This window comes from Parapedobacter sp., from assembly GCF_035556095.1.
Taxonomy (GTDB): domain Bacteria; phylum Bacteroidota; class Bacteroidia; order Sphingobacteriales; family Sphingobacteriaceae; genus Parapedobacter.
In genome coordinates this window covers 144,255-163,226 of record NZ_DATMFT010000022.1, presented here as the reverse complement: position 1 = coordinate 163,226, position 18,972 = coordinate 144,255, and the positions used below count along the sequence as shown (strand labels likewise).

General features: G+C 48.4%; 15 protein-coding genes and 1 pseudogene. 5 read left to right on the top strand and 11 right to left on the bottom strand.

Annotated features, from left to right (window positions below; genetic code table 11):
- Nucleotides 1–5: 5 nt before the first annotated feature.
- Nucleotides 6–2,930: an FAD-binding and (Fe-S)-binding domain-containing protein gene (locus VNQ80_RS14605; protein ID WP_325639898.1), complete on the top strand. Its 2,925-nt coding sequence runs from the start codon at nt 6–8 to the stop codon at nt 2,928–2,930.
- A 4-nt stretch (nt 2,931–2,934) separates the two neighbouring features.
- Here VNQ80_RS14605 and VNQ80_RS14600 read toward each other — a convergent pair whose 3' ends face one another.
- The 7 genes from VNQ80_RS14600 to VNQ80_RS14570 form a co-directional block, all read right to left on the bottom strand.
- On the bottom strand, nt 2,935–3,345 hold the full coding sequence (locus VNQ80_RS14600; RefSeq protein WP_325639896.1) for a response regulator: 411 nt from the start codon (nt 3,343–3,345) through the stop codon (nt 2,935–2,937).
- 7 nt (nt 3,346–3,352) lie between these two features.
- Nucleotides 3,353–5,653 (bottom strand): PAS domain S-box protein, encoded by a 2,301-nt coding sequence (locus tag VNQ80_RS14595; protein WP_325639894.1) that lies wholly within the window; start codon nt 5,651–5,653, stop codon nt 3,353–3,355.
- A 154-nt stretch (nt 5,654–5,807) separates the two neighbouring features.
- Nucleotides 5,808–7,244, bottom strand: coding sequence for a Glu/Leu/Phe/Val dehydrogenase (locus VNQ80_RS14590; protein WP_325639892.1), 1,437 nt, complete (start codon nt 7,242–7,244; stop codon nt 5,808–5,810).
- Between the two features lie 142 nt (nt 7,245–7,386).
- Nucleotides 7,387–7,605 carry a CcmD family protein gene (locus VNQ80_RS14585; protein WP_325639890.1) on the bottom strand — a complete coding sequence of 73 codons (219 nt, stop codon included), beginning with the start codon at nt 7,603–7,605 and terminating at the stop codon, nt 7,387–7,389.
- A 68-nt stretch (nt 7,606–7,673) separates the two neighbouring features.
- Nucleotides 7,674–8,342: a cytochrome c biogenesis protein gene (locus tag VNQ80_RS14580; protein WP_325639888.1), complete on the bottom strand. Its 669-nt coding sequence runs from the start codon at nt 8,340–8,342 to the stop codon at nt 7,674–7,676.
- Nucleotides 8,343–8,402: 60 nt separating this feature from the next.
- The gene (locus VNQ80_RS14575; RefSeq protein ID WP_325639886.1) at nt 8,403–9,062 is read right to left on the bottom strand and encodes a heme exporter protein CcmB; all 660 of its coding nucleotides are present in this window, start codon (nt 9,060–9,062) and stop codon (nt 8,403–8,405) included.
- 45 nt (nt 9,063–9,107) lie between these two features.
- The gene (locus VNQ80_RS14570; RefSeq protein ID WP_325639884.1) at nt 9,108–9,452 is read right to left on the bottom strand and encodes a YtxH domain-containing protein; all 345 of its coding nucleotides are present in this window, start codon (nt 9,450–9,452) and stop codon (nt 9,108–9,110) included.
- A 121-nt stretch (nt 9,453–9,573) separates the two neighbouring features.
- On the opposite strand from VNQ80_RS14570, the gene gnd reads away from it, so the two are divergent.
- Entirely contained in the window at nt 9,574–11,028 is a 1,455-nt protein-coding gene (gene gnd / locus VNQ80_RS14565) for a decarboxylating NADP(+)-dependent phosphogluconate dehydrogenase (RefSeq protein WP_325639882.1), read from the top strand.
- Between the two features lie 63 nt (nt 11,029–11,091).
- Here gnd and VNQ80_RS14560 read toward each other — a convergent pair whose 3' ends face one another.
- The 3 genes from VNQ80_RS14560 to ileS are packed head-to-tail and all read right to left on the bottom strand — an operon-like array spanning nt 11,092 to nt 15,566.
- The gene (locus tag VNQ80_RS14560) at nt 11,092–11,742 is read right to left on the bottom strand and encodes a lipoprotein signal peptidase (RefSeq protein WP_325639880.1); all 651 of its coding nucleotides are present in this window, start codon (nt 11,740–11,742) and stop codon (nt 11,092–11,094) included.
- Between the two features lie 19 nt (nt 11,743–11,761).
- Nucleotides 11,762–12,148 carry a TraR/DksA family transcriptional regulator gene (locus VNQ80_RS14555; RefSeq protein WP_325639878.1) on the bottom strand — a complete coding sequence of 129 codons (387 nt, stop codon included), beginning with the start codon at nt 12,146–12,148 and terminating at the stop codon, nt 11,762–11,764.
- Nucleotides 12,149–12,152: 4 nt separating this feature from the next.
- Nucleotides 12,153–15,566, bottom strand: a complete 3,414-nt coding sequence (gene ileS / locus VNQ80_RS14550; protein ID WP_325639876.1) for an isoleucine--tRNA ligase — start codon at nt 15,564–15,566, stop codon at nt 12,153–12,155.
- A 385-nt stretch (nt 15,567–15,951) separates the two neighbouring features.
- On the opposite strand from ileS, the pseudogene VNQ80_RS14545 reads away from it, so the two are divergent.
- Nucleotides 15,952–16,179 (top strand): annotated as a pseudogene (locus VNQ80_RS14545) (integrase core domain-containing protein); the annotation flags it as partial.
- 342 nt (nt 16,180–16,521) lie between these two features.
- On the opposite strand, the gene VNQ80_RS14540 reads toward VNQ80_RS14545, so the two are convergent.
- Nucleotides 16,522–16,875, bottom strand: a complete 354-nt coding sequence (locus VNQ80_RS14540) for an iron-sulfur cluster assembly accessory protein (RefSeq protein ID WP_325639874.1) — start codon at nt 16,873–16,875, stop codon at nt 16,522–16,524.
- A 114-nt stretch (nt 16,876–16,989) separates the two neighbouring features.
- On the opposite strand from VNQ80_RS14540, the gene VNQ80_RS14535 reads away from it, so the two are divergent.
- Complete coding sequence (locus VNQ80_RS14535) at nt 16,990–17,517, top strand: hypothetical protein (RefSeq protein ID WP_325639872.1); 528 nt, start codon at nt 16,990–16,992, stop codon at nt 17,515–17,517.
- Between the two features lie 60 nt (nt 17,518–17,577).
- The gene (glyA, locus tag VNQ80_RS14530; protein ID WP_325639870.1) at nt 17,578–18,849 is read left to right on the top strand and encodes a serine hydroxymethyltransferase; all 1,272 of its coding nucleotides are present in this window, start codon (nt 17,578–17,580) and stop codon (nt 18,847–18,849) included.
- Nucleotides 18,850–18,972 lie beyond the last annotated feature (123 nt).

The following is an 18,972-nucleotide window of genomic DNA, read 5'->3' as shown; positions in this document are numbered from 1 at the left end:
GAAATATGATGATGGCACAAGGCCTGGAGCAGTTGGCAAACCGTTTGGACGGTCCTCTTTATTACAATGAAACTGCCGGGCACCGCGCATTGCTCCGGGCGTATGCTACCGATGCATCGGTATATCAGGAGCTTCCACTCGCTGTGGCTATACCACGCCATGGCGCCGATCTGAATGTGCTGATTGCATTCGCCACCACCTACAGGGTAACATTGATTCCGCGTACCGCGGGTACGTCTTTAGCCGGACAGGTGGTGGGTCGCGGTATCGTTGTGGACGTGTCGAAGCACTTTAATGAGATATTGGAGGTCAATGCAGAAGAACGGTGGGTACGCGTGCAGCCGGGCGTTATCCGCGATGATCTTAATGCTTATCTTCGGCCATACGGCATGATGTTCGGCCCCGAAACATCCACAGCTAGCCGAGCCATGGTGGGTGGTATGGTGGGCAACAACTCTTGTGGCCTACACTCCATCGTGTGGGGCGATACGCGAAGCCACCTGTTGGAAGCGACGGTGCTCCTCGATGACGGTTCGGAAGTGGTTTTCCGGGCATTGGACGATGCGGCGTTGTTTGACAAACTAACTTCTTCGAATCGAGAAGGTGATATATACCGCCGGATGAATGACTTGTTGACGGATCCGGCCAATCGCGAAGCTATAAAAGAAGGATACCCTAAACCGACGCTCACGCGGCGCAATACCGGCTACGCACTGGATATGATGCTGGATACCGAGCAACCCTTCAATTTTTGCAAGTTACTTGCCGGATCGGAAGGGACGTTGGGCATCCTGACGGAAGCGAAACTAAACTTGCTTCCACTGCCGCCCAGCGAAGTGGGGCTGCTCTGTATACATTGCAGCACGCTCAGCGAGTCGTTGTACGCCAACATCATTGCGCTGAGGCACCGTCCTGAAGCGTCCGAATTGGTGGATAAATACATCATGGACTTTACCAAGGGCCATCCAACTTACCAGTACAACCGGTTTTTCATCGAAGGTGATCCGGCCGCGCTGCTGATGGTTGAATTCAGGGGCGATACGGTTGATGAAGTGCAGCGCAAAGCCAACGCGTTGAAGATGGAGTTGATAGGCGAAGGATTGGGCTATGCCCACCCTTTGATTACGGGGCCGGATACCAACTTGGTGTGGGACGTGCGTAAGGCAGGCCTTGGGTTGATACGGAACCTGCCCGGCGACATCCAACCGGTAAACCTCATAGAAGACTGTGCTGTGGCGCCGGAAGACTTGCCGGCATATATCGAGGATTTGCAACATATTCTGCGCCACCATGGATTGGATGCTTCGTATTATGCCCACGCTGGGGCGGGGGAATTGCATGTGGAGCCGCTAATCAATTTGAAAACCGATGAAGGGAAACGGGCTTTCCGGACGGTACTTGCAGATACCACCCAACTGGTGAAGAAATATAACGGCTCCCTGAGCGGCGAGCATGGCGATGGGCGGCTCCGTGGCGAATTTATCGGTGCGGTGCTTGGCGAAAAGGTATACGGGCTCCTACAGCAAGTGAAAGCGATTTTCGACCCCAACGGGGTCTTTAATGCAAACAAAATCGTAGATACGCCGCCAATGGATAAATTTTTGCGATATGAACAGGATACCAGTACGGTGAAAATCGATACGGTATTTGATTTCAGTAAGCAGGAAAGTATCTTACGCCTTTCAGAAAAATGCTCCGGTTCAGGCGATTGCCGGAAGACGCATATTACCGGAGGTACCATGTGCCCCTCGTATATGGCTACACGGGAGGAGAAGGATACCACACGCGCGCGAGCCAACCTATTGCGGCAATACCTCACCGCATCGCCAAAAGTGAACCGATTCGACCACCCTGAAATAAAGGAGGTAATGGATTTGTGCCTGAGCTGTAAAGCGTGCAAAACGGAATGCCCATCCGGTGTGGATGTCACGAAGATGAAGGCCGAGTTCCTGCAGCATTATTACGATGCAAATGGTACGCCCTTTCGCGCTTGGGTAATTGCTAATTTCACCAAATCGCAACGATTGGCCGCTTATGTGCCCAGGTTATATAATTGGGTAATCAAACATGACATCTTATCGCAATGGGTAAAAGGAATACTGGGGTTCGCACAAAAAAGGTCGCTACCAGAAGTGGGGAAAACGACCTTAAGCAAGTGGATTCGTGGTCAGGACCGTAGCCAAGGCCAACCACTAACGGGACGAACCGTTTATTTGTTCTGTGACGAATTCACAGAGTATAACGATGTGGGGATAGGCCAAACCGCTTACCAGTTGCTTACGGCACTGGGTTATAATGTGCAATTAACGAAGCACGTGGAAAGTGGGCGGGCCTACTTGTCGAAAGGATTGGTGCGGAGGGCAAAGGCGATTGCCAATCGTAATATCCAGTATTTGAAAGATACCATCACAGCCGAAACCCCTTTGATTGGCATCGAACCATCGGCTATCCTTACATTCCGCGATGAATATTTAGATCTGGCCGATGAAGCATTATTGGCCGATGCCCGTAAACTGGCTAAACATGCATTGTTAATCGACGAGTTCTTGGTGCAGGAAATGGATGCCGGAAACATCACCCCATCCCTGTTTTCACATACGCCGCGTAAAATAAAACTCCACGGTCATTGTTATCAGAAAGCGTTTCACTTGGTGGATTATACGTCGAAAATGTTATCCTTCCCTGAAGGACATGAAGTATCTGTGATTCCCGCTGGTTGTTGCGGCATGGCGGGTTCTTTCGGCTACGAGAAAGAACATTATGAGGTATCGATGAAAGTAGGGGAGTTGGTACTGCTGCCCACGGTAAAAGATACGCCGCAAGAAGTGTTGATTGCGGCACCAGGTACCAGCTGTCGCCATCAGATCAAAGATGGAACAAACCGGAGAGCCTATCATCCCGTGGAAATCCTGTGGCAAGCATTGCGGTAATCCATCAGTTATTAGCGAGAAAAAAAGGTGCGATTTTTTTGTGGCTCTTAAGGGTTGCAAGTATATCCCGTTTTAATGGCTTTATCATGTAATCTATCACAAATTTAGATGCTCGGGCGGCCTTTTGGTCGGCTCGATTGATGGATGAGGTAACAATAACGACGTGTATACGGTGGTGATGTGGCATTGATTGTAGGCAATCCAATACTTCCCATCCGGTCATTATTGGCATGTTGATGTCGAGGAAGAGGAGATAGGTTATATCCGCATGGTCATGCTGGCTGATATATGCTAGCGCTTCTTGCCCGCTGGTGAAACACTGTGGCTGTGTCGTGATGCCGAGGTCGCGTAGAATGACGTCGGCCATCAAGTTAAAGATTGTATCGTCGTCTATGACAAGCACACGTAATTCCATAAATTTACTAATCAGTGAGGTTGATTTGCTCTGCTTTTTCAGTGATGTCTCCCAATACTTCGTCCAATTCGATAGCAGACTCATGGATTGCGCGCAGTAGCTGATCATGATCTATGCCCGGCGAAAGGCAGTTCTGGATAAGATCGATTAATCCCATAATTCGAGCGAGTGGGGCCCGGACTAGATGCGACTGCATCCAAGCTATTTCCTGCAGTTTATTGTTTTGCGCTTCGATGGCTTCGATGTGATACAGTTTTTCGGTGATATCATTTGCCAAAACCAGCTCGGCTCTTCGTCCGTGGAACTGGATGATATTACTTTGTATATCGACTTGGATGATTTCTCCATTTTTCTTACGGTGCTTGAATGTACCTTTAAAAAACAGCCTATCGTAATGCCGTGATTGTTCAACCGAAGCCTTCAGCTTGGGTATTTCTTCCGGTGGCCGAATGTCCATAAGGGACATCGATAAAAACTCCTCACGCGTATATCGGTAATGGGTAATTGCTGCTGCATTGACATCAAGGAAGCGATAGGTCGCTAAGTCATATACCCACATGGGCTGTGGGCTGAGATGGAAAAGGTCGCTATACTTTTGTTCGGATTGCTCTACTTCTTTGAGGTGCTTCTCCAGTTGAGTGTGCAGTTGTTTCAACTTCAGTTCGGCTTGCTTGCTCTCCGTAACATCCAAGCATGCACCGAATAATTTCGCTGGTTTCTGATCTTCGTTCATTACCAATCGTGTCCAAGATCGAAGATGGCGTACCTCGCCGTCAGGACGGATAATCCGCTCCTCAAATACGGTGTCTTGGTGGGTTTCGAAGATTTGCCCAACCAGTTGTTCCACCCGCCCCCGATCATCTGGATGTACAAGGGCGAGGTAATTGGTATAACTGGGCACGCATACGGTAGGGTCGACACCGTAGATATCGCATAATACCGGCGACCAGGTGTGCCGATTGGTTTCCAGATCAAGTTGCCAATTGCCGAAGCGGGCAAGTTCCTGACCCTGCGCCATCATGGTTGCAGCTTCTCGTGCTCGATCAGCATTTTGCCGGTTCTCGATAATGATGCGAAGTAACGCACTCATCCGGTCGATGATAATAAGCTCATCCGGATTGGGAAAGCGTACCTGCTTGTAATAGATGCCAAGTACGGCTGTCACCTCACCCTGCGCATTCATAATGGGCTGTGACCAGCAGGCTTTCAGCCCATGATCAAGTGCCGAATCCCGGATATTCGCCCATTTGGGATCGGTGGAAATGTCGCTGACAATAATACGTTCCTTACGATAGGCTGCTGTACCGCAAGAGCCCAGGTTATCGCTAATAGGAATGTCATTGATGATTGCGTTATAGACCTCAGGCAGAGAAGGGGCTACCCAATTGACCAACCGATTGTTCTGAACGCCCAATATGGAGCAATACATGCCGTTGAAAAGACCCTCGATGCCCAGGATATAGGTTGACAAAACGGCCATAAGGGAAGTGTTTGGCTGAGCAATCAGCTCCAATACTGTTTTTTCCAGATCATCCAAACAGGTAAGGCGTTTGCTGTCGGTGATATCTTGCGCAATGCCATAAATGCGGACGCATGTTCCGCCTACCAGGTCCGACTTACCTACAATCGACAGCCAACGGTCATTACCTTTTGCGGTGACCATAGGGAGTGTAAGACGAAAGACATTACCGTCTTCAATTGCTTTCACAAAAGCCTCTTCGAACGCACGTCGGGCATTAGCGTCGGGATAAAATTCTTCGAGCACCCGAAAACCCGGATTAAAATCAGGCCCCACCTCATAAATGTCACGTAATCCTTCTGACCACACGACCGTTTGATGGGCCATGTTAACCTCCCAGCTGCCAATGCGCGCGGTACGTTGTGTTTCTTCAAAGAATTTTTCGTCGTGCACAGTGGCGGTAACATCAGTCATCGAACGGATGATAAACTTGATTTCGCCCTTATCGTCAAAGACCGGGGTGTTAACCACCTCAAGATACATCATATCGAGCCGTGCTGGCACATCTGCTGTGGGGAAAGCGTATTTTTGCGGTGGCACTTTGCAGGTTTTTTTCGATTGGATAACCTCGTCGAAGACATTCCGCCAAATGGTATCGTTTTGATAAGGATTGGTTGGGAAAACTTCAAAAAATCCGTTGCCAATCATGTCCTTCCGACGGATATTTGTTATCTCTAAATACGCGTCGCTAACGTTGATAACTGTAAAATGAGGGGCATTAGGAAGAACCACCACGCACGGAGTAGGTAGTGCTTGGAATATATCCGAGTAATGCTGTTCGCGGAACATAGGCTCCGTGTTTTCGTTAGTCTTTTACAAAACCATAAAAATAGATGCTTTGTTTCAAAAAACCTAAATTATTTTGTTTAATAAAATGTTAAAAAAAGTAAACATCCACCCCTAGATTCCGGCTAGGAATATATGGGTGGAATACAAAAATTGATTATGGCCAGATTCCCAGATTTTGATAGGAAACGGCAATTTTATTAATTGAACCTACCAACGCAGCGGTCCGGAGGGTATCGATAGCATTGTTGGAATTCCGGATTTCCCGGATTTCATGGTACGCCCGAATCATGGTATCTTCCAACCCGGAATTGACGAGTTCAAGCTCGTCAGCCCCTTTGACGATGGTCATGCGTTCGGCTTGGGTAAGCGACTTGCCAGTCATCGCCTCGACTGTATTGATCAGGTTTTGGTTAGACATTTCTTCATATCGCTTGTCCATACGGCCAAAAGATACGTGCGACAAGTTTTTCAACCATTCGAAATACGATACGGTTACCCCACCGGCATTGCAATACATATCGGGGATGATGATGCCCCCCTTTTTGACGAAAGCAGCAGCTGCGCCCGGGGTTGTTGGGCCGTTTGCACCTTCGGCGATGATTTTGGCTTGGATGCGGCCGATATTTTCCTCCGTCAGCTGATTCTCCAACGCGGCAGGCACGAGAATGTCGCAGGGTTGTTCTAATCCCTCCGCTGGTGTTTTAAACGATTTCTTGGCTTTCTTATAACCGAGTATGGAGCCGGTATTTTTGCGGTGTTCGAGGATGGCATCGGGGTCTAACCCGTCCGGATTGTATAATGCCCCGTCGTATTCGCATACGCCGACGATAATGGCGCCGAACTCAAGGAGAACCTTCGCGGCATTATAACCAACATTTCCAAGCCCCTGTACAATGACTCGTTTGCCGCCGATACCGGGCTCGAGGCCTACTGCTTTCATGTCTTCAGCTACATCCGCGCATTCGCGAATAGCAATAGCTACACCACGTCCGGTCGCGGCTTTCCGGCCAGCGATGCCGTGTAACGATATTGGCTTACCCGTTACACAGGCGAAAGAATCCAGTTGGCCGGGGTTCATTGTCGTATAGGTGTCGGCAATCCAGCTCATCTCTCGTTCGCCCGTGCCGTAATCCGGTGCGGGTACGTCGATAGCCGGGCCGATAAAGTTCTTCTTGATCAGCTCCACCGTGTATCGCCGGGTGATATTCTCCAACTCGCCAACGGAATAGTTTTTTGGATTGATAGCTATACCGCCCTTAGCGCCACCGAATGGCACATTAACGATGGCGCATTTGAAGGTCATCAATGCGGCAAGCGCCATCACCTCATCTTCATTGACCATATCGCTGTAACGGATGCCGCCCTTGGTAGGCGACATGTGCTGTGAGTGCTCCACGCGCCAAGCGTTGATGACCTCCAAGCTGTCGCCCCGCCTGAAGGGGAAGCTGAATCGGTAAACGCTGTTACACACCTTGATTTGGTCTAATAACCCTTGGGGGTGCTTGGTGAATTGCGCCGCATGGTCAAAGAACGCAGACACATCATCAAAAAAATGGGGCTCTTGCACTTTTTTTGCTATTGACTTAGCCATAACAATGTTTAAATTTATAGATACTTTTTAGTGATTTTATTCATTACCCTCGTGCGCTCCGGTGATCCACGTCATCGCTTACTTGATGGATTGGCACTGCTGGGTAATATCGCGCACAGCTCGGAAGCTAACGCCCTTATCACTACCGCTCCTGTTGTTTTTCCAATCGCGAAAGCTTTTTGTCGATGGTAAATAGATAAATGGCCAGCCCAATGAAAAGCACGGCCAAAACAGCTACCACCACATAAATCTTGCCCGAACTGCGCAAACCCGTGGCCATCTCTACCCCGGTGCTTGATTGGGCAAAACTACACATTAACCCATTGATAACTAATAGCAAAAAAAGAATTGTCTTTTTCATATCGTTTTGTGATAAACGTTGTTGATTTTTTCCGTTTAATCGGTTTATGATTGATACTATGCCAATATTTACAGTGTTGCCGTAACGTTTTGATATTCCATTTTACGCATGCGATACCGCAATGTCATCAACCAAATACCGAGAAGTATCCAGCCAATGGCCCCCGGATACAATACGGCCTTCATCGAGCCATCGAGGTCGAATTCGCCAAACCCAGAATTTCCGCCCGCACCGGGATGGAGCGAATCGGTGGTTTTGGGAAGGATATACATAAATACAATCAGAATCGGGAATGCGAAGATGTTGTATATGGCCGATATGCGTGCCCGCTTTTGCTCTTCTTCTAGTGCGTTGCGTAACACCAGGTAGGCAAGGTACATCAATGTGCCAATGGCAGCGCCATTGAGTTGAGGGTCATTGGTCCAAAACGTTCCCCATGTGAAATTGGCCCATAGCATTCCGGTAAGCAGTCCGAAAACGCAGAAGACAATGCCTACATTCACGCTTTCAACAGCTACCAGATCGTGTCGTGGGTTGGCGGACGATAAATATTTGATGCTATAAACTACGGATATGATATAAAGTGTGAACATGGTGAACCACATGGGCACATGGAAATACACGTTGCGGATGGTTTCATTGACGATGGGCAACGCGGGGACATGCCCAAGCAGTCCCATGATGATGCTGTATAATACTAATAAAATGGCAAGTATTTTCCACCAGTATCTTTTCATTGAAATGTGATTTTGAGCAAAGTATCTGTTCTTGATATCCTTATTCCTTTATTTGAAGGATCAATCCCTCCAAAGGTAAGGAAATAACAGCAAAGAAATGGCAATCGTAATGATGTTGATTGCCCCCAGCACAATCAGCTCATCGTAACTGGCACTGCGTTCCAACCCATCCATCGCGTTTTTGGAAACTTTGATTAGTACAAGTAACATGGGGATGATGATAGGGAAACTGAGGATGGCCATGAGGGTACTGTTATTGCCAGCCTTGGCGCTGATAGCCGCTACCATGGTAAATACGGCTGCGAAACCAATGGCACCGAGTGCAACAACTGCTAAGTAGAGAACCGGGTCGCCCAGGGGATTGCGAAAGATGATGGAATAGACAAGGTACGCTATTGACGAAAGCAATAGCATAATAAGCATGTTATAAATGATCTTGGAAAGAATAACCGCCTGGGCGCTAGCAATTGTATAATAATATAATTGCCGTCCGTGGCTTTCCTGCACAAAACTTTTGTTGATTGCGTTGATTGAGGCAAATAAAAGGATAATCCAGAATAACGCATTCCAAGTAGTGGGGTCTACGGATTTGAACGCTTGATAACAGACAAAAACCGTAGACACCACATAGAGGACGATGCCATTGATGGCGTACTTGGACCGCCATTCTAACACAATGTCTTTCTGTATAAGTGACCTCGCCGCCTTTAATGTCTGCATTGCCACAAAGATACAACCTCGCGGGCAATCGCGGCTACGAAGCGGCTATATTTCTTCTTCAGCCTTACGCTTCGCGGTCTTTATCGCGCTACGTGCTTCGTTTACTCCGGTTTTTGCCATCCGGTCCGCTTTTTTTATCGCGGATTGACTTTTATTCTTCGCTTGGGTGCGCAGGCTGTCTATTTCGTCGGTAGCTCGATTGGCTATTTCCGACGCTTTGCGAATACCCTCCTTGGTGGTCTTCCGGATGGTTTTGCTGAGTTCCCGTATACCGTCACTTGCACGATCCATCTGTCTGCGACCTTCTTTCGTGCCCAATAATAACCATGCCACCGTGCCGGCGGCAAGTCCTACCAATGCGTACGTTACGATACTGTTTTTTGTGTTCATCTTCATGTCCTTTCTGTTGAGCTTTTCGTTCGCTGTTATTATAAGTTATGAACAACATTTTTCCCTTTTTGTTTTTTTCCTGCAGGTGAAAGTATAACTTTGGGACAAAAAAGGAAAAACTATGCAAGAAAAATCGGATATAGGCGTTATCGGCATTGCCGTAATGGGCGAAAACCTCATTCTCAACATGGAGAGCAAAGGATTCCACGTATCGGCATACAACCGTACTGTAGATAAGGTGGAACGCTTTGTTAATGGTAGAGCCAAAGGTAAGAATATCTATGGTGCAACTTCTATTGAAGACCTAATCGGTTCGCTGAAAAGGCCACGTAAAGTGATGTTGATGGTGAAAGCAGGCAAACCAGTAGACGACTTCATCGAGCTGTTGATTCCGCACCTGGAGCCGGGAGACATCATTATTGACGGGGGCAACTCCCATTTCCCCGATACCGAACGCCGGGTGAAATATGTAGAAAGCAAAGGGTTGTTGTACGTGGGTACCGGTGTGTCTGGAGGTGAGGAAGGCGCATTATTGGGACCGTCTATCATGCCAGGTGGGTCGAAAGCAGCCTGGCCGGCGATACAGCCGATTTTCCAAGGGATAGCCGCTAAGGTAGCCGATGGTACACCGTGCTGTGATTGGGTAGGCGACGGCGGTGCTGGCCACTTCGTTAAGATGGTGCACAACGGCATCGAATACGGCGATATGCAGTTGATTAACGAGACCTACCATATCATGAAAGACGTGCTCGGCATGACTCCTGATGAGATGCATGAAGTGTTTAAAGATTGGAACGAAGGCGAGCTGGATAGCTATCTGATTGAGATTACACGAGATATCCTGGCATTCAAGGATGAGGATGGGGTTCCGTTGGTCGATAAAATCCTCGATACCGCCGGGCAGAAGGGCACGGGTAAATGGACAGGAACCGTAGCGCTCGATTTGGGCGTACCCCTTACGCTGATCGCCGAGTCGGTATTTGCCCGTTGCCTATCGGCATTGAAGGACGAGCGTGTAGCTGCGTCAAAGGTTCTGCAAGGACCAATCCCGTCATTTGATGGCGATCGTCAGGCGTTTATCAATGACCTGCGGGATGCGTTGTATGCGGCGAAGGTAATCTCTTATGCGCAGGGCTACCAGATGATGGCCGTAGCTGCGAAAGAGTACGGTTGGAAGCTTAATTATGGCAGCATTGCCTTGATGTGGCGTGAAGGCTGTATTATCCGGTCGGCATTTTTAGGTAAAATCAAGGAAGCGTTTGACAAGAACCCCAATTTGCAGAACCTGATTCTGGACGACTTTTTCAAAGACAAAATACAAGCTGCACAAGGCGGCTGGCGGAAGGTGGTGGCCACAGCTGTCATGAACGGCATACCAGTACCTTGCTTGAGCGCTGGGTTGATTTATTACGATGGGTACCGTTGCGAACGCCTGCCCGCAAATCTATTGCAGGCGCAACGTGACTATTTTGGCGCTCACACTTATGAGCGACTCGATAAACCCCGTGGCGAGTTTTTCCATACGAATTGGACGGGTAGGGGAGGTGAAACATCCTCTACGACATACGATGTCTAGTGAAAACTGGTCACATAAAAAAAGCGGCTCTCGCCGCTTTTTTTATGTGATGTTTCCGGGTATTTAATCTTCAATGATTTCGCTGTTGTAGCTCTCGGGCTCTACTAACTCTTCCTTGAAATAGCGTTTCTGATAGATCAGGATAAGTGCTACACCGACGGTAATGGCCGAATCGGCGATATTAAAAACCGGCCTGAAAAACAGGAAGTCCTCACCACCCCAAATGGGAAGCCACGACGGGAAATCCCCCTTGATGATGGGGAAATACAGCATATCGACCACTTTGCCGTGGAGCAGGCTAGAATAGCCGCCATCGGCAGGGAACAGACTTGCCTTTTCGAACCAGGTGCTTTCACTGAAGATCAAACCATAGAAGGTCGAATCGATGATGTTACCCATCGCGCCAGCAAAGATCAACGCCACATTGAGGATAAAACCACGGTGGTATTTTTTCTTGACCATGTAATGCAAGCCGTACGCGATGCCGATTACCGCGGCAATACGGAATAGCGAAAGTGCCAGTTTGCCCATCTCGCCACCAAATTCCAAGCCGAATGCCATGCCGTTGTTTTCGGTAAAGTGGATGATGAACCAGTCGCCAAGAATCTTGTATTCCTGGCCGAGCGTCATGTTCAACTTGATCCAGAATTTGGAAAGCTGGTCTACCAAGAGCACTGAGGCAATCAGTATGAAGGGTTTGGTATAGCCTTTCATCGTATTAGCTGAAAGCTATTTAATATTGTTTCAATTTAGCTTCCATGCTCAGCGTTGTGTGCGGTACGGCGCGAAGACGTTCCTTCTGGATCAGCTTGCCGGTTTCGCGGCAAATGCCATACGTTTTGTTTTCGATACGTACCAAGGCAGCTTCCAAGTTGTCAATGAATTTCTTTTGGCGTGCCGCTAACTGGTTCGTCTGTTCTTTCTCCAACGTTGCCGAACCATCTTCCAATGTTTTGAATGTGCCTGCCGTATCGTCAGTGCCATTGCCATTACTGCTGTTCAACGTTTTGGTCAAAGCCGAAAGCTCTTCTTTGGCAACACGGAGTTTGTCGAGGATGATTTCCTTGAACTCTTGCAATTCCGCATCACTATAACGTGTTTTTTCGTTGCTATTTGCCATAATTTTAAACTTTTTCGATTAATATATTCAATTCCTTTTCTGCAATCTCTATCCGATAATTGGAAATAAGGTTACCCTCGAATATCAAAGAGTCTGCCAATATCTCGGTGCGAATATAAGATAAATTACCTGTTGCCGCTTCTGTAATATCGGGGATATCGCTCAGGCTTACCTTTATCCGGTCCGTTACCTCGAATCCGCGTTCTTTCCGTAGGTTTTGGATGCGGTTTACAAGCTCACGCGAAATGCCTTCCCTTTTCAGGGCCGGCGTGATGCTGATATCCAGCGCCACGGTAAGCCGGCCGAGGTTGGCTACTTGCCAGCCCGAAACGTCTTCGGCAATGATTTCCACATCAGCCAACTGAATGGTGTAAGGCGTGCCGGTGATGGTGATGGAGCCCTGCGTCTCGAGTTCCGCGATTTCATTGGCGGTAAATGCTTGTATGGCCGCTGCAACCGTTTTCATGTCTTTGCCAACCTTTGGCCCCAGGGCTTTGAAGTTGGGTTTTATCTTCTTCTTCACCAGCCCGGAGGTGTCGGCAATGAACTCGATTTCCTTGATGTTGGTTTCGGAAAGAATGAGAGCCGCTACCTGTTCCACTTGCTGTTGGAATCTATCGTTCAGTACTGGAAGTAGGATTTTTTGCAAGGGCTGGCGCACGTTGATCCCCGTTTTCTTACGTAGCGATAACGTGAGCGACGAGATGTCTTGTGCCAATGCCATCCGTTCTTCCAGCCTGCTGTCGACCAGCTCCGCGTGATAGGCGGGGAAGTTGGCTAAATGCACCGATTCGACCTGTTCTTTCTGCGTTACGCCGTTTAGGTCAAGGTAAAGCCTGTCGCTGAAAAACGGTGCGATGGGTGCCATGAGTTTGGCGATGGTATTGAGGCAGGTGTACAGTGTTTGATAAGCCGATACCTTGTCCTCGGTGTAGTCGCCCTTCCAAAAGCGTCTGCGGCACAGCCGCACATACCAGTTGCTGAGGTGTTCATCTACAAACATCTGAATAGCGCGGGCCGCTTTCGTGGGTTCGAAATCGGCGTAGTTGGTATCTACTTCGCGCGTTAAGGTGTTAAGTAGTGAAATGATCCAGCGGTCGATTTCCGGGCGCTGGTCAATGGGTAGATCGGCTTCTTTATAATCGAACTTGTCGATATTGGCGTATAGCGCAAAAAAGGCATACGTATTATATAAGGTGCCGAAAAATTTCCGCCGTACCTCATCTAGCCCATCCTCGTTGAATTTCAGATTATCCCAAGGTGCAGCATTGCTGATCATGTACCAGCGCGTGGCGTCGGCACTATGGGTCTCAATAGTAGCGAAGGGGTCAACGGCATTGCCGTGCCGCTTCGACATTTTGTTGCCGTTTTTATCCAGTACCAGTCCGTTGGAAACCACGTTCTTGAAGGCAACTGAATGCCGGAGCATGGTGGATATGGCGTGGAGTGTGAAAAACCACCCACGGGTCTGGTCTACCCCCTCGGCAATGAAGTCGGCGGGGTAGGCCCCCTCGAAACCGGCCTTGAACGGTGTTTTATCGCCAGCAGCCAATTTTTCCTGGTCTAATCCCCATTGGGCAAAGGGCATGGCACCGCTATCAAACCAAACGTCGATGAGGTCAGGCTCACGGTACAACTTCTGGCCTGCTTCAGATACCAACACCACATCATCTACATAGGGGCGGTGCAAGTCTAACTGGTCGGTGCCGAACTTATCCAGGTATTTCTTGAGGGCATCTTTTTCACCGTCATTAAGCACGTCGGAAGCCAGGCTCTGCTGGATTCGTGCTTTCAATTCGGCGATGGAGCCGATGCATATCGCCTCATTTTCATCCTCGCTGCGCCAGATCGGCAAGGGTGTACCCCAGTAGCGGGAGCGCGAAAGGTTCCAATCGACCAAGTTCTCCAGCCAATTGCCGAAGCGGCCCGTTCCGGTCGATTCGGGTTTCCAGTTGATGGTCTTGTTGAGGGCCACCAACTCGTCTTTTACGGCGGTGGTACGGATGAACCAGCTGTCCAGCGGGTAATAAAGCACGGGTTTGTCCGTGCGCCAGCAGTGCGGATAGCTGTGTTCGTATTTTTTTACCTCGAAGGCTTTATTTTCCTCTTTCAGTTTGATGGCAATGAGCACATCGGTGGATTTGAATCCATCAGTAGCCCGCTCGTCATCGCTGTAGAATTCCTCTTTGACAAAGCGTCCGCCGAACTCGCCGATTTCCGCCACGAACCGGCCCTGCTTGTCCACAATGGGCATATCCTTGCCGTTTTCATCCTTTACGAATACACCTGGCACATCGTTTTCCTTGCTTACACGGAAGTCGTCCGCGCCGAAAGTTGCCGATGAGTGCACGATACCGGTACCATCTTCGGTGGTGACGAAATCGCCCGCAATAACGCGGAAAGCCTTTTCTTCCAATGCCTCATTGGTGACATAGGGCAGGAGCTGATGGTATTTTAAGTTGAGCAGCTCCGCTCCAGAAAACTCTGCCCGAATTTCCCAAGGGATGACTTTATCGTTACGGTGGTAGTCTTTCAAGGGGATTTGCTGGCCTTCCTGTTTGAAAAAGCGGCCCACCAGGTCTTTTGCTAACACCACGCTGACCGGTTCAAACGTATACTGGTTGAACGTACGGATTTTCACATAACGTATGTTCTTGCCCACCACCAATGCGCTGTTGGCAGGAAGCGTCCATGGGGTGGTCGTCCATGCGATAAAGGCCGTGTCTTCGTTTTCCTCTTCAAAAAGCGTAGCCATAGCGGGGTGCACTTGGTCCTTTTTGATACGGAATTCGGCAACGATGGTGGTGTCTTTAAGGGGTTTGTATGTGCCAGGTTGGTTAAGTTCATGCGAACTTAAGCCTGTGCCGGCTGCTGGCGAATACGGCTGGATGGTATACCCCTTGTACAGCAGCCCCTTATTGTATAGTTCTTTCAAGATCCACCACAAGGTCTCGATGTAATCATTCTCATAAGTGATGTACGGATTTTCGAGATCGACCCAATAACCCATTTTTTCGGTAAGGTCGTTCCATACGTCCGTGTACTTCATCACTTCTCGGCGACATGCCGCATTATAATCGGCTACGGAAATGGTTTTGCCAATGTCTTCTTTAGTGATGCCAAGTGTTTTTTCGACGGCCAGTTCAATGGGCAGACCGTGCGTATCCCAACCGCCTTTGCGCTTTACTTGGTAACCCTTCAGTGTTTTATAGCGGCAGAATATATCCTTTATGGCCCGTGCCATTACGTGGTGGATGCCGGGCATCCCGTTGGCGGAAGGCGGGCCCTCGTAGAACGTATAAGGCTTGCTTGCCGGGCGGGAAGCCACGCTTTTTTCAAAGATATTTTCCCGCTGCCAGTAAGCCAATATTTCTTTCCCGATTTCCGGTAAATTCAGCTGCTTATATTCCTTGTACATCAATTATTTGTGTTCAAAAATGAGGATGCAAAGATAAAGAATTAGTACGAAAGGAAAAAGGAAAGGCTGATTATGCGTACCAGCTTTGCGGTGCTCACGGATAGTTGGGGTGTATTACATCCATAGGGCTTTTGCAGCTCGCGCTTATACTTTTCTGTCCCTTCCTAAAAAAAGTTTACATAAGGGAGTTTATCAAAACAGATAAAAATGGATATGATAAACGAGCGGCCCAACTAAGGGAACCGGGGACGGAACAGCAAGTATTCCGACAGTTTCAAGATTCAATTGGCGCTAAAATACCTTGACGGGGATTACAGTCCCGGACAGATCGCAAGGAAGTACGGACTTCCGGTAAAAGCCATGGATTATTTCCAGCCTCTAAGACAACGCTATCGCCGAAAGGGTCAATGGGATATTGAAAGTCGAATTCGACCCGTATAGGACGTTTAAATCCCTAGGGGATGCCCGGATGGCCGTAGATGGCGCAATCTTACGTTACAATCGCCTCAGGCTCCACGCCAGCTGTAATTACAGGACCCCCGAGGAAACACATATGAACGAAAAAAATAATCAGACAACTAAAATCAATGCCTATGTAAACAGCCAGCAGTAATCAAATGGGCTATTGTAAACGATAGTCAGTAAAAGAAAATTTAGCAGTAAACTAATAGTAGTAATATGCTTCCTTAGTGTAAACTTATTTCAGTATAGGACATCTTGCCATTTGTTGACCCCTTTGGTAAGGAATAGGTAAGGATTTGGTAAAGAATAGGTAAGGCGGAGGTAAGGATTTGGTAAGGAAAAGGTAAGCCAGTAGTAAGCAAAGACTAAGCAAGTGGTAAAGAAAAGGTAAGGAACTGGTAAGCGGGAGGTATAAAAAGGCAAAGCCGCAATCGGCTCGGAACGGATTCCCAGGATTCCCATCGGAAATTCTCGAAATGAGCTTCTTGGGGTGTTAAGCCGAAAAAGAAGACCCACAACCGCAGGTACTTTCGGCATTCGGGTTGTTGAATACAAAACCCCGCGCATCCAAACCACTTTTGAAATCGATTTCCATACCCGCAAGATATAGCCCATGCGCCTTGTTCATGAATACGCGTATCCCGGCGATGTCGTACTCGGAGTCACCTTCTTTTTTTTGGTCAAATCCCAAGACATAATTCATGCCGGCGCATCCACCTCCTTCAACACCCACACGCAGGCCGAACGCTTCGGATAACTCCTGCTGCTCCCTTAATTTTTTAAGCTCCTGGATCGCTCCTGGCGTCAATGTCAATGGTGCGGAAGGTGATTGTGTCGCTGTACTCATCTTCTTGCTAATCTAATTCGTTTTTAATTCGTCCAAACCATGCAAAAATACATAAATAATCCCCACTTTTGCAGTGTTGCCGAGATTTTTACGTTCCATAAACAAACGGAATAGATGGATATTGCTTCATTTTCTATTGATATTTTTAAGTATATACTGGCAGGTTGCGCGGTGGCCGGCGTAGCCAATTGGATGTTTTGGACGAAGTATAATAGCCATATTTTCCGGCTCAAAACATGGGAAGCAGGGCATGCGGCAAAAAAAGAAGTATTACCACTGCGGTTGCAGGCTTATGAGCGGCTGGTACTGCTGATTGAACGGATCAATCCTACCAGCGCAGCAGTGCGTCTGCATAACCCCGATTTGGATGCGAAAGCATTTGAACACCTGATTATTGAAGAGATTCGTGCCGAATATCAACACAACATTACCCAGCAGCTGTATGTAAGTGACGTGGCATGGTCGGTCACCGAACGTGTAAAGGACAACACGATAGCCCTCATACGCAATGTCGGCGCCGGCCTACCGCCAAATGCAACCGCTAAGGAACTCAGTACCGTGCTGCTAGCGCATGTGGCCGCCTTGGATGAAAATCCGTATGATATGGCATTAAAAACCATCAAAAGTCAATTGATGGGTTGAATATTGCGTTCAAGTTTATATCTTTGCGCAACTTTTTAACATTCAATTCTTTGTACCACAATGAGAAGGGACGAAACCGTTTTTAAATTAATCAACCAAGAGCTCAAGCGCCAGGAAGAAGGCATCGAACTCATTGCATCAGAAAACTTCGTGAGCCGGCAAGTGATGGAGGCCGCGGGATCTGTATTGACCAATAAATACGCCGAAGGCTTGCCCGGTAAGCGCTATTATGGCGGTTGTGAGGTCGTTGATGAGGTGGAAACGATTGCCATCGAAAGAGCTAAACAGCTGTTTAATGCGGAGTGGGTGAACGTGCAACCGCACTCAGGCGCACAGGCCAATGCCGCTGTGTTTTTGGCTTTGCTGCAGCCCGGCGATAAGATTTTAGGTTTCGACCTCTCGCATGGCGGGCACCTTACGCATGGCTCGCCGGTCAATTTTTCGGGAAAACTATACCAACCGCTATTTTATGGTGTAGATAGGGAAACGGGCTTGATTGACTATAAACAGTTGGAAGAGGTGGCTCTACAAGAAAAGCCGAAAGTTATCATTTGCGGTGCTTCGGCGTATTCGCGCGACTGGGATTACGCTTTCATCCGCCGTGTAGCTGACGAAATCGGTGCACTGGTGGTGGCCGATATATCGCATCCAGCGGGCCTCATCGCCCGTGGACTACTAAGCGATCCGCTGCCACATTGCCACGTGGTGACCACAACAACTCACAAAACACTTCGCGGGCCGCGGGGTGGCCTCATCATGGTGGGTAAAGATTTTGAAAACCCCTGGGGTATCAAAACGCCGAAAGGCGAAATCCGGAGCATCACGTCATTGCTTGACTTAGCTGTTTTCCCGGGTACGCAAGGGGGGCCGTTGGAGCACATTATTGCAGCTAAAGCAATCGCGTTCGGCGAAGCATTGAGCGAAGACTACATGGAATATATCGTCCAAGTAAAGAAAAATGCAGCTACGTTAGCAGAGGCGTTCGTGAATAAAGATTACAACATCATATCGGGTGGAACCGAAAACCACCTGATGCTTATCGACCTCCGCAATAAAGGAATCAGTGGTAAAGCTGCTGAAGCCGCTTTGGGCAAGGCCGGTATCACCATCAATAAGAACATGGTGCCGTTTGATGACAGGTCGCCGTTTGTCACATCGGGTATCCGGTTGGGTACTGCGGCAATCACGACACGCGGCCTTAAAGAAGGCCAGATGCTGGAGATTGCAGAGATGATTGATGTGGCGTTATTGAAACATGACGACGACACGGCGTTGGATAAGATTCACAATAAAGTAAGGACCTTGATGGCCGAATATCCGTTGTATAAATAATCATCGGTCGTTACGCAACGAAAAGCCTTGTTCTGGGAAATACGGGACAAGGCTTTTTTGATTAGCTGATAGCGTTGAAACCGATAAGAAAAACTGAAATTCCAACAAAAGCTTTGAAATGCT